We start from the raw sequence: 15158 nt of genomic DNA, 5'->3' as shown, positions 1-15158 counted from the left end.
TGAAAATGCGCCAGATTATCACCGGAATCCTGCTCGCCACCGCCGCCATGCCAGTGGCGGCGGTGGCCAGGACCGTCGCGGTCGAGGAACGCTCGATCGATCAGCTTCAGGCAAGCATGACGGCGGGGACGGCGAGCAGTGTCGATCTGGTCCGGGCGTATCTCGCGCGGATCGCGGCGATGGACCGCAAGGGGCCGACGCTGCGCAGCGTGATCGCGCTCAATCCCGACGCGCTGGCCCAGGCCAAGGCGCTCGACGCCGAGCGTCGGGCGGGGCGGGTGCGCGGACCGCTGCACGGCGTTCCGGTGCTGATCAAGGACAATGTCGAGACCGCCGACGCGATGCCGACCACCGCTGGCAGCCTGGCGCTCAAGGACAATATGACGCGCCGCGACGCGCCGGTGGTCGCGCAGCTGCGCGCGGCAGGCGCGGTGATCCTCGGCAAGACCAACCTCAGCGAATGGGCGAACATCCGCTCGACCCGGTCGATGAGTGGGTGGAGCGCGGTCGGCGGGCTGGTCCGCAATCCCTATGCGCTCGATCGGACCGCGTGCGGATCGTCGAGCGGGTCGGGCGCGGCGATCGCGGCGAGTTTTGCAGCAGCCGCGATCGGCACCGAAACCGATGGCTCGGTCGTGTGCCCGTCGTCGATCAACGGGCTGGTCGGGCTGAAGCCGACGATCGGGCTGGTCAGCCGCACGCATGTCGTGCCGATCAGCCATAGCCAGGACACGCCAGGGCCAATGGCGCGCAGCGTGCGCGACGTGGCGACGATGTTCTCGGCGATGATCGCGGCGGATCCGGCGGATGCCGCGACCGCAGGGGCGGGCGCGTACAAGCGCGACTATGCCGCCGCCCTGTCGACGAGCGCGCTGTCGGGGTTGCGGATTGGGGTCGTCCGGCCCGAGATGACCGCGGACGTCGCGGCGCGGTACGAGGTGGCGTTGGGCGTGCTCAAGGCGGCGGGCGCGGTGCTCGTCGAGGTCAAGCAGCCCAAGCTCGACGGGATCGGCGAGGCGGAGCTGCTGGTACTCCAGACCGAGCTGAAGGCCGATCTCGACACCTATCTGGCGACCACCCCGGCGGCGGTGCGGACCCGGACGCTCGATCAGGTGATCGCGTTCAACCGCGCCAATGAAGCAGCGGAGATGCCGTTCTTCGCGCAGGAGACGTTCGAGGCGGCGGCCAAGACCCGCGGGCTCGACGACCCGGCCTATAAGGCGGCACGTACGAAATCGCTGCGGCTGGCGGGCGCGGAGGGGATCGACGCGATGCTGAAGACCGCACGGGCGACGGTGCTGGTCGAGCCGACCTATGGTCCCGCCTGGCTCAGCGAGCCAGTGTACGGCGACCAATATGGCGGGCCGAGCGCGAGCGAACTGCCCGCGGTCGCGGGCTATCCCAACCTGACCGTGCCGATGGGGCTGGTCCGCGGGTTGCCGGTCGGGCTGTCGTTCATCGCGACGCGCTACGGCGACGGCACGGTGCTGAACGCGGGCTATGCCTATGAACAGCGGGCCAACGCGCGGACCGCGCCGCGTTACCTGCCGTCGGCGGCGGTGGGCACGGGGCTCGACGGAGCCCGCTGAACGGGGGCGACGAACACGCGGTCGTTGCGCAGATAGACGGCGCTGCGGTCCTTCAGCCGGCGCGTGGTGAAGACGAGGCGATAGTCGCTCGCGAGCGTCGCCTTCAGCGCGCGCAGGCTGCCGACGTTCCAGATCGACAGGCGGCGCGTCGAGGTGACGATCACCGGCGGACGGTTGGCGAGGATGCGGCGCACCTCGGCCGCCTCGTCGATCCCGGTCGCGCCCTGTTCGGTCGACAGGCTGAGCAGGTTGGGAAAGGCGTAGGGCGTCGGTACGCAGGTCCGTGCGAGCAGATAGGTGACGGTGTCGCCGCGGAACACATAGGGGCATTCGTCGCCGCTGTTCGCCTGGACGATGCGGGCCAGCGCATAGGCGCCGTCGGCGTCGTCGCGCCGGACGACGCGTTCGACCGCGAGGATCGTGAAGGGGACGATCAGCGCGATCGCGAGCAGCTTGGCATGGCGTGACAGCGCGGGCGCGGCGGCGATCGCCAGCGGGGCGACCAGCGGCAGGCCGTAATGATCGAAGAAGGTACCAATCGCGAGGAAGCCGAGCGACGCCGCGATCAGCCAGCCAAAGGCGAGCCGCGCGACCGCACGGTCGATCCCGAGATGCGCGCGGCGATGCCAGGTGATCGCCGCGGCGGCGATCAGCGGGAGCAGCTGGACGAGGATGCCGAGCAGCCGCATCACCACCTGCGCGAGCGGATAGCCGGGGCGCAGGAAGATCGAGGTGACGTTGGCGAACCAGAAGGTCGCGAACAGGTCGTGCGCGGTGTACCAGCCGAGCGCGGCGAGCGACGGCGCGAGGCCGACGGCGATCCACAGCAGCGCCGCACCCAGCGTCGCTGAGACCGGCGCGCCGGTGCGGCGGTGGAACCAGAGATGCGCCAGCCCGAAGAACGCGCCCTCGAAGGCGGGCGTGTATTTCATCTGGATCGCGATCCCTGCGAGCAGGCAGGCCAGCGCGCCGCCACGCACGATCGCGCGGCGGTCGTTCGCCGCCGCGAGTGCGGGCAGGCGGAAGGTCAGCAGCGCGGCGATCGCGATCGGCAGATTGTAGAAGACCGGTGCCTGTCCGCCGCCGCCGCTGAGCAGCGATAGCCCGGCCAGATAGGTCGCTCCCGCCGCCAGCGCACCGCGCCGCGTCGCGCCGACCCGCATCGCGCCGTGATGAACGAGGACCGCAGTCAGCCAGGCGCAGCCGGTCGCGACGAGCTGATAGGCGAGGATCCCGTCGCCGGGGAGCAGCCGTATCGCCGCGAACAGCAGGAACAGCCCGATCGGCTTGCGATCCCAGATGTCGACAAAGGGGATCGCGCCGTGCAGCATCCGGTCGCCGACCAGCAGATAATATTGCTCGTCGACGGCAATCACCGGATTGCCGAAATCCCAGGCGCGGATCGCCAGCGCGATAAGAAGCAGGATCAGCGCGGGCGTCCAGCGGGATCCGGACGGTGCGGTCTTGGCCGATGTCATCAGTAGAAAGTCCTGAGCGTCAGTGTGCGCGTCGTACCGTCGCACAGCCCGAGCCGGACGACGCTGCCGGGCGGGCGGATAGTCCAGTTCGCCAGCGGGCTGGCTGGATAGTCGCGGGGAATGGGCTGGCCGTCGATCGAACAGATCAGGTCGCCGACCTGCCACCCGGTCGCCTCGGCCGGGCCGCCGCGCATCACGTGCAGGACCTTCAGCCGGTTGCTTTCGACCCCCATGAGCAGACCGCTGGTCGATCGGATGGGGCGGGGATCGGCGACGTCGCCGCGGCGCAGGACCATCCGCGCCGCGCGCGGGTCGAGCAGCACGCGATAATGCTGGAGAAACCCCGAGCCGAGCCGCCCGGCGGCGCCGATCGACTGTGAAAAGCCCGCCTCGGGCTCGATCCGCACCTCGGTGTCTCGCGCGACGAGCGTACCGACCCGGATCTCGGGGGCGATCGCGAGGCCGCTGACGACCGAGCCGCCGAGCCCATAGGCGATCGCGGTGGTGGTCGGCAGCCCCGGCGGCGCGGCACGGCGCCAGCCCGCCGCGGTCACGGTGATCGCCGATCCGTCGCCGGTATCGACGACGATCGGCGCCAGCGCGTGCGTGCCGATCCGGACCGCGCTTTCATAGACGCGCCGATCGGACGAGATCGTCAGCGACGCGGTCTCGCCCGCAAAGGGCAGCCGCCCGGTCGGGATCAGCCGGAAGCGGCGCGCGGCATAATCGATGTCGAGCGCGTGCGCGGCGAGCAGGTCGCGCCCGACCAGCAGGTCGACCGCGTTCGCGCTGCCGGTCGCGAGCGCGGGGAGGGCGGCGACACTGACGCCGCCGCCGCTGCGCGTCAGCCCGCCGAGCACGATCGACCGCGTCGGCATCCAGCGCAGCGCAACCGACCCGCCGATCGCGCTCGCCCGCCCGCCCGGCTTCAGCGCGCGGCGGACGACCGCGGGGGAGGTGTCGGCGAGCAACGTATAACTGACCCCCGTATCGAGGATCGCGGTGATGCTGCGCCCGTCGATCTGCATCGCGAACCGGATCTGGTTGCCCGGCGTCAGGTCGAACGTCACCCAGCGCGTCTCGGTATCGGCGGCAAGACGGGCGACGCCCTGGTCACGGTCGGCGGGCGAGGTGCTTGGGGTAGAACTCGCCTGGATGGGCGCGGCCACGGCCTGCGATGCCGGCTGCCGCGTCGCGATGCTAAGGGCCGCCAACAGCGGGACGATGGCGAGGGTAAGCATACGCATGTGCAACCGTCCCTAGCGCGTTGGCGGGGCCTTACAAGCTAGGCACGCGGACGGTGGGGCAGATGGATTTGAAGGGAAGGAAAGCGGACTCACGGCTTTCGCGGCTGCGTTGTGGGAGACCCACCGCCGAACGAGCCCGCCAATGCATCAACTTTTTGCATCGGTGAGCGCCTACGTTTCCTGCCATTCCTTGGCTGATGCGAAATCTTTGATCGTTTACGTGGGGGGGTAGGCTTAGGATCATTAGCGGCACCCGTATATCGATGGGTTAGGGCCAGACTAGTCTTATCCAAGCTACGTTTTGACCAAGCTTGCCTTCACCGATCAGCGTTAGAAAATAGGCTTGAGAATGAAGGTCGGGCAGTTTTGAAATAGCTCCTAACCGGACGGGCAATGTTGCAAGGATAAGGAACCGTTTGCCGTCGAAGGCGACGACCCGCGACCGCTCTGCCAAGCCTTTGGCGTTCCATACCCCAATCCAAGTGTAGCTGTCCCTATGTACGTTGTCATCGGCTGCGACGAAACTGTATCCAACGATATCGGGGGTCACGGCAGGCCGCGCCGGGACAAAACCATCCACATAACCGCTCCTTCCGATGCCAGCGTTGGAAATGCCTGCAATACCGCTCTTCCCTTGGATGCTGGTCCATGAAAACCAGCATCCCGATGTTCGCGAGTGCACTGGGCCAGGAGAGAGGTCAAAGTCGGTGAAGCGTGGGTCATCCGAGCGCAGCATCACCGCCGAGCTATAGCGAAGCTGATCCACGCGTGCCTCACCGGGATGTGGCCAGCCGGGATGTGCCCGATAGCTGCCCCCCAGCATCTCGACTGTTAGGGGAGCGGCGTTGATTGCAACAGATTCCCCAAGGTGACCCGAGCACACCGGCTTTGGCATCATCGCGGTGGTGGAATCGGAGGTTTGTGCGGTCGCAGAGGCCCCGATCAGCCCGGCAACGATTATCAGTATAGCGCGAACAAGCATCGCAGTAGCCTAACACGCGTAGGCTCGTGCGCTAGAGGGTGTCACTCGCTCACTTACCATTGCTGTTTGAATGCAGAACTTTTGATTTTTTCATTAGGAATGTCCGGGACGGAAAGGGACGCGGAAATGAAGCCTACGGCCCTAACCGCGAATTACGCCTTTGATTTCAACGTGTGGCTTGCTTCCCATTGAGGGCGAAGGAGCCGCATCACATATCCGCTTCCCGTCTATAACGACTGTCACCGCGCCCTGCATTTTGAGCTCAACCGAAACGTTGTGAAGGGCCTCAAACGCAACCTGCCAGCCGTCACGATCGGCTCCCGGTTGAAAGCATAATACAAAGGCAGATAAATTCGGTCCGTCCCAAGACGCTGTAGCATTGGCAATCACCCCCGGATCATCGAGCTCGCCTTTCCGGCCTATTCGAGCCAAAAACGGACCGGATATAGGGTCGTATTCAGCCGGGGGCGCAGGCGGCACCGATCTTTGGTCAAAATTTGGAAGTCGGGCGTCCGAGGGCACGCTTGATAGGAACAACCAAGCCGTGGCGATCGCGGCAACGCATCTTTTGGTTCGTACCATACCAGAGATGATAGATTTGATCCGAATGTCCGCAAATAGGCGTGAGCAGAATGGGAAGTTTTAGCACGGTCTCGACCACCTGCCGTTAGTGCAGTCGACGGGGGTCAGAGGCAGGCCTCCAGATAGGCCTGGTCGAAGCCGAACTGCTTGGCCTTGTCGAGCGTGTAGGGGCGCAGGCCCATCGAGCGGTATTCGCCGAGGATCTTGCCGTCCGCGCTCTCGTCGAGATATTCGAACTTGAACAGCTCCTGCGTGACGATCACGGGGCCTTCCATGCCGATCACCTCGGTGATGTTGGTGACGCGGCGCGAGCCGTCGCGCAGGCGCTTGACTTGGATGATCAGCTCGACCGAATCGGCGATCTGACGCGAGATCGCCTCCTTGGGCACCTTGATGTCCGACATCATCACCATGTTCTCCATACGCGCGAGCGCCTCGCGCGGGGAGTTGGCGTGGAGCGTGCACATCGAGCCGTCGTGACCGGTGTTCATGGCCGCGAGCATGTCGAAACACTCGGACCCACGAATTTCGCCCAGGATGATCCGGTCGGGGCGCATACGCAGCGCGTTCTTGACGAGATCGCGGATGCTGATTTCGCCCTGGCCCTCCAGATTGGCGGGGCGCGTTTCGAGCGGCAGCCAGTGCGGCTGCTGCAGGCGAAGCTCGGCCGCGTCCTCGATCGTCAGCACGCGCTCACCGGGGTCGATCATCTTCGACAGCGCGTTGAGCATCGTCGTCTTGCCCGAGCCGGTACCGCCCGAGATGACGACGTTGAAGCGCGATGCACCGGCGATCTTGAGCGCGGTCGCCATCTTGGGGCTCATGCTGCCGAACCCGGCCATCATGTCGAGCGTGATAGGCTTGGCCGAAAATTTACGAATCGAGATCGCGGTGCCGCGCAAGCTGAGCGGCGGCACGATCACGTTGACGCGGCTGCCGTCCTTGAGACGGGCGTCGGCGAGCGGGGTAGTCTGATCGACGCGGCGGCCGACCGAGTTCACGATCCGCTGCGCGATCTGAAACAGATGTTCCTCGTCGCGGAACTGGATCGGGGCGAGCTCGAGCTTGCCCTTGCGCTCGACATAGGTCTGTTCGGGGCCGTTCACCATGATGTCGGTGATGTTCGGATCCGCGAGCAGTTCCTCCAAGGGCCCGAGCCCGAGCAGCTCGTCGACCAGCACCTTTTCCAGCGCGAACTGTTCGCGGCGGTTGAGCGTCAGCTTCAGCTCGGCGAGCACCTCGCCGATGATCGGGCGGAATTCCTCCGCCAGCTCGTCCTTGCCGAGCGTTGCCGCGGCCTCGGGATCGACGCGTTCGAGCAGGCGGGGGAGCACCTGTTCCTTGATCTTGTGGATCGACTGTTCGAAGCCCTCGACCTTGCTCGCGCCCGCATCGCCCGACGCGGCCTGGCGATCGGCGAGTCGCTGCATCGCGTCGACCTGACCGATCGGCACGCCGCCCTCGGTCTCGCCGGGCATCGGCAGGAGGGTGTCGAGCGCAGGGAATTGCGCGCCGCCTTCGGGATCGGGTCGCGGGGCGGGGCCGCCGCCCTGCATCGGTCGCGCGACGCCGAACGCGGGCCGCGCTGCCGTTCCGCCACTCATCCCACTGCGTCGTCCGAACGCGCTCATGCACCAGTCCCTCGATCGTTAATGCCGGGGTTACCGGCGAAGCCTTGCCAATTCGCTAACCAATCGGTCGGCGACCGCGCGGCGTCCGGAAACGGGTTCTGCCGCGGCGCGCGGGCGGATAAGGGAGGCGAATGCTGATCCGCCTGCTCACCCTGCTCGTCCTTCCGCTCGCCGCGCTCATCGGCATCGCCGCCCCCGCCAGCGCCGATGATATCAGCGCGACCGGGCGCGGGGTCGTGCGTGTCGTCACGATCGCAGTGGTCGACGATCAGGTCGTCGGCTTCGGCCATGGCAGCGGCTTCGCAGTCGCGCCCAACCGGATCGTCACCAACGCGCATGTCGTCGAGCTGGCGGAACGCTATCCCGACAATGTCGTCGTCGGCGTTGTGCCGACTGAGGGGGACAAATCCTATCAGGGCAAGGTGATTGCCTATGACGTGCAGCGCGATCTGGCGCTGATCGAGTTCACCGGCGCGCGCCTGCCGCAGACCGCGCTGTATACGGGACCGATCGATGAGGGCGGGGCGGTGGTGTCGCTGGGCTTTCCCGGCAATGTCGACCTCGCCACCGCGCGCTCGGCCGCGGACTATATCCGGCCGACCAGCCCGGTGCGGTCGGAGGGCGTGTTCTCGGGCCGGCGCAGTCTGAGCGATGTCGAGGTGCTGTTGCACACCGCCAATATCGCGCGCGGCAATTCGGGTGGCCCGCTGCTCGACCGGTGCGGGCGGGTGATCGGCGTCAATTCCGCGATCACCCGCGGCGAGGAGGGCGATTCGACGTTCGGCTTCGCAATCGCGGACACCGAGCTCGCCGCATTCCTGCGCGAGGCGAAGCAGCCCTATAGCGCGGTCGGAACGCCGTGCACTTCGATCGAGGAGCGGTTGCGGCAGGACAGCGACGCCGACGTGCGCGCGGCGGCCGATGCGGCGGCGGCGCGGCGCGATGTGGCGACGCAGGCGGCGCTGTCGCGTGAACGCGCGCTGGAACAGGCGCGTATCGAAGCGGAGCGCCGGCGCGAGAACGTCATGGCGATCGCGGGGCTGCTGCTGGTCGCAGGCGCGCTCGGGATCGGTGCGGCGGGGCTGCTCGAACCGCGCGGGCGGCGGCGTGCGGCGGTCTGGACGGTCGCGGGCGGCGGCGTCGCGGTGGTCGCGGCGGTCGTCGTGTTCGTGGCCAGGCCGTCGGGCGCGGTCGACCTTCCCGCGGCGTCCGTCGCGCGCTCGGGGCCGGTGGTCGAGGACAAGGCGCTCGGCCGGCTGGTGTGCCGGCTGATCCCCGAACGGAGCCGGATCACGATCTCGTCGAGCGAAGACGTGCCGCTCAGCTGGGGTGCGGGCGGCTGCGTCAACGGCAAGACGCAATATGTCGCGGGCAACGGCCGGTGGGAGCGCGTGCTGGTGCCCGAGGCCGAACAGACGGTGTCGCTGCTGTCGTTCGACCCGGCGACGCGGACCTATGCCAATACGCGCTATCTGATGTCGGCGGCGGGGATGACCGCGGCGCGGGCGGCGCGCGGTGAGACGCCGGGGCAGTGCACGACCGATCCGGCGGCGATCACGCGGCTGGTCGGGCAGCAGTCTGCAGTCCGGGCCACGCTGCCGCCGCTGCCCAACGAGAAGCTCGTCTATTCCTGCACGTCGGCAGACTGATCGAGTCTTGTTTACCCCCTCGGCACGCGCCGATCCGCATGGCAGGATGGCGGTGTCGAGGGGGATGGCGATGCGGGTAATGCACAGCGTTAGGCATGGGGTGGCGTGGAGCGTCACGATCATGGCGGGACTGGTCGGTGCCTGGACGCCGGCAGCGGCGAAATGGGCGCGCGCGACCTCCGATCATTTCGAGATCTATGCCGACATGCCGCCCGCCGCGCTCACGACGATGGCGACCCGGCTCGAGCAGTTCGACGGGGCGATCCGGCATCTCCACCGCACGCCGGAGGGCACCGGCGCGAAGGGCGCGAACCGCGTCACCGTCTATGTCGCGAACGACGTCGCTGCGATCCGCCGATTGTCGGGTGATCGCGGCATCGCTGGATTCTACCTGCCGCGCGCAAGCGGGTCGGTCGCCTTCACCCCGCGGATCGACGAGGGCGGGGACGGCAGCCGTTCGACGCGCGGCGGCGGAATTCCGCAGATCGTCCTGTTCCACGAATATGCGCATCACTTCCTGCTGGGCAATTACGCCGCCGCCTATCCGGCGTGGTTTTCCGAGGGCTATGCCGAGTTCGTCTCGACCGCCGCGTTCGAGAAGGAGTATGTCCAGCTCGGCGGCGCGGCGCAGCACCGGGCGTACAGCCTGCTCGCGGCCAAGCCGGTGCCCACGGCGACCCTGTTCGCGACCGGGCAGAAGCTGACCGACGAGCAGCGCGGGGTGATGTACGGGCGCGGATGGCTGCTGACGCATTACCTGATGTTCGACGCGGCGCGCGGCCGGCAGCTCCAGCAGTATCTGACCGCGCTGAACGCGGGAACGCCGAGCGTAACCGCGGCCACCGCGGCGTTCGGCGACCTGCGCGCGCTCGACAAGGCGCTCGATGCGTATCTTCGCCAGTCGCGCATCCCGGGGCTGCGGATCGCGTACGATAAGCTGCCCGTCGCGCCGGTGGTCGTGACGCCGTTGTCGCCGGGCGCCGCTGCAATGGTCGAGCTGCGGATGCAGTCGGAGCGCGGCGTCAACCGTGCCACCGCCGCACCGATCTTCGCGCGCGCCGCCCGGATCGCGGCGGCCTATCCCGACGATGCGCTGGCGCAGGGCTGGCTTGCCGAGATGGCGTATGATGCGGGGCAGGACGATGCGGCGCTGGCTGCTGCCGACCGCGCGCTCGCCGCCGATCCGACGTCGCGCCAGGCGATGCTGTACAAGGCGCAGGTGTTGATGCGGCGCGCCGCTGCGGCGACAGTCCGCGATGCCGCAGCATGGGGTGCGGCGCGGCGCTGGATCGTCACGGCCAATCGCCAGGCGCCCGACGATGCCGAGGCGCTGTCGCTCTATTATGACAGCTTCGCCGCGGCGGGCGAGGCTCCCAGCGCGGCCGCGATCCTGGGGATCGGTCGCGCGCTCGAGCTGGTGCCGCAGGACCCGGCGCTGCGGTTCAAGGTCGCGGCGCAGGCGATCATGGATGGTCAGACCGATGCCGCCAGACGCGCGCTGCGCCCGCTCGCCTATGATCCGCACCAGTCGGCGGACAACCCGGCGGCGCGGCTGATCGCGATCCTCGATACCGGCGTGACGGGGCCCGCGGCGATGCTCGCGCTTGCAAAGGCACGGGGGGAGACGGTGGCGGTGACGCCGTCTGGGCCGACACCGGCGAATTAGCGGCGAGGGCGCGGACCCAGACCCTCGTCACGATGTCGAAGGTCGGGGATCGCCTGAATGTGCTGGCGACAGGGCGGGTTCGCGCGGCGCCTCTTTCGCCAGCAGCGCACGTTTGCGGTCGAGCCCATAGGCGTAGCCGCCGAGTGTCCCGTCGGTGCGAAGCGCGCGGTGGCAGGGGATGAGGATGGCGATCGGATTGGCGCCGCACGCGCTGCCGACCGCACGGACCGCGGCCGGGGTGCCGGCGGCAGCGGCGAGTTGCGTATAGGTGCGCGTCTCGCCCGGGGGGATGCGGGCAAGTACCTGCCAGACCGCCTCCTGGAATGCGGTGCCGCGGACGTCGAGCGGCAGGTCGTGCTGGCGGTCGGGTGATTCGACGCTGGCGACGACGCGCGCCGCGAGATCGGCGAGTGCCGCGTCGCCGGGCGTGACGATCGCCCGGGGGAAGCGCGCGACGAGGTCGGCCGCGTCCTCGTCGAACGCCACGCGGCACAGCCCCGTATCGGTCGCGGCGATCAGTAGCGGCCCGAGGCTGGTCGCGACGACCGTCCAGCGGATCCGGACCCCGTCGCCGCCGCGCGCCCAGACGCTCGGCGGCATCCCCATGCGCGACGCGGCGCCGGCATAGAAACGACTCGGTGCGGCATAGCCCGCATCGTAGATCGCGGCTGCGACGTGGGCCTCCCGGGTCAGCGCGTCGGCGGCGCGTGCGCTGCGCAGGCCGCGGGCGTAGGCGGCTGGCGTGACCCCGGTCGCGCGCTTGAACAGTCGGTGGAAATGATGCGGCGCATAGCCCGCCTGCGCCGCGAGCTGGTCGAGCGAGAGGCGGTCGTCCGTGGCTTCGAGCAGCGCGACGGCGGCGGCGACCGCTATCCGGTCGCGGCCTACGGAGTCCGGGATGCAGCGAAGGCAGGCCCGGAACCCGGCCGCACGGGCGCTGGCCGGGTCATCAAGGAAGACGACATTCTCGCGTCTGGGATGGCGGGCCGGACAGCTCGGCTTGCAATAGATGCCGGTCGTCTTCACCGCGACGATGAACCGACCGTCCCACGCCCGGTCCCGGTTGGCAAAGGCGGTCCAGGCGGTGTCCGGATCTGGGGCGGTGTGCGTCATGGCCAAGGTGTAGCGCGTCGGTCGGGGCGCTGCATCCCGCGGCTTGCGGTCAAACCGGGGAGCAGACGCCCGCGCTTCTCAGCCGCCGTTCGCGTGGAACAGCGCAAGCGTGCGTGCCTTCGCAAGATCGGCGCTCGGCTCGTGATAATCCTTGCGGCGATCCGAGTTGAAGCCGTGGCCCGCCTCGTAGACATGGACCGTCGCGTTCGGCCAGTCCTTCGTGATGACTTGCTCGACGCCCTCCATCGGGATGCCGTGATCATGGCGGCCGAAATGGAGGATGACGGGGACCTTGGGCTCTTCGTCCGCCGCCGCCGGGATCATGCTGCCATAATAGCCGCTCGCGGCGGCCACGCCGTTGAGGCGGGTAGCGGCGAACCACGCGACCGACCCTCCATAGCAATAGCCGACGACGAACACCGGCCCGGTGGGGGCGAGCGAGTCGATGCAGGTCTGGACGTCGGTCAGCGACAATTCGAACGGATGAAGCTGCCGCGCAAGCTCGATCCCGCGGGCGAGGCCGTCACCCGAATAGTCCGCCTCGAAGCCCGGATGCTCGCGGTCGAACAGGGCGGGTGCCAGCACTTCATAGCCATCGGCCGCATAGTCGTCGCACAGATCGCGGATATGGTCGGTGACGCCGAAGATCTCCTGCATGAGGACGAGGCCGCCGCGACGGTCTCCCGTCGGCTGCGCATGATAGACCGCGATCGTCGCGCCGTCGGACATCGTCATGCTTTCCATCGTGCCGGTCATTCCGATTCCTTGTCGTGTGATCCTGTTCCGACCTTTATCGTTATTCTCGCGGAGGCGGGAACCCATAGTGGCAGGCCCTGCGATGAATGCGCTGGGTCCGGAGGATATGGATCCCTGCCTGCGCGGGGATGACGAAGAGGGTGAGGTGGGCCTTCCAACCATCTGCCGATGACAAAACAGTCACAAACCAGTCGTCTCGGCCGCCCGCCCGGCTTGCCAATGGTGGAACCCGATGCTACCCGCGCCGCGTCCCGGTAGAGGTGCTTTCGCGCCCTCTTCCCTTGTGGGACGGCGACATTCGGTTTCAGACGAGGATTGACAGGTCCGTGGAGACACTTCCCGGTAACGGCGGCGGCGCTATCCAGGCGAGCTTAGGTGGGCGTTATGCGCTCGCCCTGTTCGAACTGGCGCGTGACGCCAAGACGATCGACGCGGTCGAGCAGAGTCTGTCGACCGTGCGCGACGCGCTGGCGCAGTCCGACACGCTCCGCGACCTCACGACGAGCCCGATGGTATCGCGCGGCGCGGCGGTGAAGGCGATCTCCGCCGTTGCCGACGAGCTCGGCGTCGATGCGACCACGAAGAATTTCCTGGGCGTACTGGCCGAGAACCACCGGCTCGGCGCGCTGGCCAAGATCATCAAGGCGTATCGCACGCTTGCCGCGCAGCATCGCGGCGAGATCGCAGCCGAAGTGACCTCCGCGCATCCGCTGTCCGAAGAGCAGGTGATCGAGCTGAAGCATCAGCTCCGCCAGCGGGTCGGCCGTGAAGTTTCCGTCGACCTCAACGTCGACCCATCGCTGCTGGGCGGACTTGTCGTCCGCGTCGGCAGCCAGATGATCGATTCGTCGATCCGCACCCGTTTGAACACGCTCGCGCAGGCGATGAAAGGCTGACCATGGATATCCGCGCCGCAGAAATCTCGAAGATCATCAAGGATCAGATCGCCAATTTCGGCACCGAGGCCCAGGTCAGCGAGACCGGCCAGGTGCTGAGCGTCGGCGACGGCATCGCGCGCATCTTCGGCCTCGACAACGTCCAGGCCGGCGAGATGGTCGAATTCTCGAACGGCGTGCAGGGCATGGCGCTCAACCTCGAGGCCGACAATGTCGGCGTCGTGATCTTCGGGTCTGACTCGGAGATCAAGGAAGGCGACATCGTCAAGCGCACCGGCACGATCGTCGATGTGCCGATCGGCAAGGAGCTGCTCGGCCGCGTGGTCGACGGTCTCGGCAACCCGATCGACGGCAAGGGCCCGATCCACACGACCGAGCGCAGCCGCGTTGAGGTCAAGGCGCCGGGCATCATCCCGCGCCAGTCGGTCAGCGAGCCGGTCCAGACCGGTCTCAAGGCGATCGACGCACTCGTTCCCGTCGGCCGGGGCCAGCGCGAGCTGATCATCGGCGATCGCCAGACCGGCAAGTCGGCCGTCGCGATCGACGCGTTCATCAACCAGAAGACCGCGAACGCGGGCGACGACGAGTCGAAGAAGCTGTATTGCGTCTATGTCGCGATCGGCCAGAAGCGCTCGACCGTCGCGCAGCTCGTCAAGACGCTCGAAGAGAATGGCGCGATGGAATATTCCATCGTCGTTGCAGCCACCGCGTCGGATCCCGCACCGCTCCAGTATCTCGCGCCCTATACCGGCGTCGCGATGGGCGAGTATTTCCGCGATCGCGGCATGCACGCACTCATCTGCTACGACGATCTGTCGAAGCAGGCGGTCGCCTACCGCCAGATGTCGCTGCTGCTGCGTCGTCCGCCGGGCCGTGAAGCCTATCCCGGCGACGTGTTCTATCTCCACAGCCGTCTGCTCGAGCGTGCGGCGAAGATGTCGGACGCGAACGGAGGCGGCTCGCTGACCGCGCTGCCGATCATCGAGACCCAGGCGGGCGACGTTTCGGCGTACATCCCGACCAACGTGATCTCGATCACCGACGGCCAGATCTTCCTCGAAACCGACCTGTTCTTCTCGGGCGTGCGCCCGGCGATCAACGTCGGTCTCTCGGTTAGCCGCGTCGGCTCGGCCGCACAGACCAAGGCGATGAAGAAGGTGTCGGGCTCGATCAAGCTCGAGCTGGCGCAGTACCGCGAGATGGCGGCGTTCGCGCAGTTCGGGTCGGATCTCGATGCGTCGACGCAGAAGCTGCTCAACCGCGGTGCGCGTCTGACCGAGTTGCTCAAGCAGGCGCAGTTCTCGCCGCTGCCGTTCGAGGAGCAGACGGTGTCGATCTTCGCTGGCACCAGCGGCTATCTCGACAAGGTGCCCGTCGCCGACGTGACCCGCTACGAGCAGGCACTGCTCGCCGACATGCGCGCGAACCACGCCGATGTGCTGAAGCTGATCCGCGATACCCGCGATCTGGGTAACGAGGCGAAGGACAAGCTGAAGGCAGCGCTCGAGGCGTTCGCCAAGACGTTTGCATAAGTAGAACATGCCCCCGCTGATGCGGGGGCAGGCTGGG

At 67.5% G+C, this 15158-nt stretch carries 11 protein-coding genes; 5 read left to right on the top strand and 6 right to left on the bottom strand.

Annotated features, from left to right (window positions below):
• The first annotated feature begins 5 nt into the window (after nt 1–5).
• A complete protein-coding gene (locus SOM18_RS10340) occupies nt 6–1589 on the top strand; it encodes an amidase (RefSeq protein WP_320481623.1) in 1584 nt (527 codons plus the stop codon).
• Here the strand turns inward: SOM18_RS10340 and SOM18_RS10335 are convergent.
• The 4 genes from SOM18_RS10335 to SOM18_RS10320 form a co-directional block, all read right to left on the bottom strand.
• The gene (locus SOM18_RS10335; RefSeq protein ID WP_042467482.1) at nt 1541–3067 is read right to left on the bottom strand and encodes a hypothetical protein; all 1527 of its coding nucleotides are present in this window, start codon (nt 3065–3067) and stop codon (nt 1541–1543) included. The two genes, SOM18_RS10340 and SOM18_RS10335, sit on opposite strands and share 49 nt — an antisense overlap.
• Nucleotides 3067–4314 (bottom strand): PDZ domain-containing protein, encoded by a 1248-nt coding sequence (locus SOM18_RS10330; protein WP_320481622.1) that lies wholly within the window; start codon nt 4312–4314, stop codon nt 3067–3069. Before SOM18_RS10330 ends, SOM18_RS10335 begins: the two co-directional genes overlap by 1 nt.
• A gap of 268 nt (nt 4315–4582) precedes the next feature.
• Nucleotides 4583–5296, bottom strand: a complete 714-nt coding sequence (locus SOM18_RS10325; RefSeq protein WP_152555451.1) for a hypothetical protein — start codon at nt 5294–5296, stop codon at nt 4583–4585.
• 686 nt (nt 5297–5982) lie between these two features.
• Nucleotides 5983–7509, bottom strand: a complete 1527-nt coding sequence (locus SOM18_RS10320) for a CpaF family protein (RefSeq protein WP_166746812.1) — start codon at nt 7507–7509, stop codon at nt 5983–5985.
• Nucleotides 7510–7640: 131 nt separating this feature from the next.
• On the opposite strand from SOM18_RS10320, the gene SOM18_RS10315 reads away from it, so the two are divergent.
• Nucleotides 7641–9158, top strand: a complete 1518-nt coding sequence (locus SOM18_RS10315) for a S1C family serine protease (RefSeq protein ID WP_320481621.1) — start codon at nt 7641–7643, stop codon at nt 9156–9158.
• A gap of 79 nt (nt 9159–9237) precedes the next feature.
• The gene (locus SOM18_RS10310) at nt 9238–10824 is read left to right on the top strand and encodes a hypothetical protein (RefSeq protein WP_320481620.1); all 1587 of its coding nucleotides are present in this window, start codon (nt 9238–9240) and stop codon (nt 10822–10824) included.
• Between the two features lie 27 nt (nt 10825–10851).
• Here the strand turns inward: SOM18_RS10310 and SOM18_RS10305 are convergent, their stop codons facing one another.
• Together SOM18_RS10305 and SOM18_RS10300 are read right to left on the bottom strand one after the other, a co-directional pair.
• A complete protein-coding gene (locus SOM18_RS10305) occupies nt 10852–11937 on the bottom strand; it encodes a bifunctional transcriptional activator/DNA repair enzyme AdaA (protein ID WP_042467829.1) in 1086 nt (361 codons plus the stop codon).
• Nucleotides 11938–12015: 78 nt separating this feature from the next.
• Nucleotides 12016–12693, bottom strand: a complete 678-nt coding sequence (locus SOM18_RS10300; protein WP_320481619.1) for a dienelactone hydrolase family protein — start codon at nt 12691–12693, stop codon at nt 12016–12018.
• 326 nt (nt 12694–13019) lie between these two features.
• On the opposite strand from SOM18_RS10300, the gene SOM18_RS10295 reads away from it, so the two are divergent.
• Both SOM18_RS10295 and atpA read left to right on the top strand, forming a co-directional pair.
• The gene (locus tag SOM18_RS10295; protein ID WP_031394433.1) at nt 13020–13589 is read left to right on the top strand and encodes a F0F1 ATP synthase subunit delta; all 570 of its coding nucleotides are present in this window, start codon (nt 13020–13022) and stop codon (nt 13587–13589) included.
• A 2-nt stretch (nt 13590–13591) separates the two neighbouring features.
• Entirely contained in the window at nt 13592–15121 is a 1530-nt protein-coding gene (gene atpA / locus SOM18_RS10290; RefSeq protein ID WP_031441855.1) for a F0F1 ATP synthase subunit alpha, read from the top strand.
• Nucleotides 15122–15158: the final 37 nt, after the last annotated feature.

This window comes from Sphingomonas sp. CFBP9019 (assembly GCF_034045155.1).
GTDB lineage: Bacteria > Pseudomonadota > Alphaproteobacteria > Sphingomonadales > Sphingomonadaceae > Sphingomonas > Sphingomonas aerolata.
This window is presented reverse-complemented; position numbering and strand designations above follow the sequence as displayed.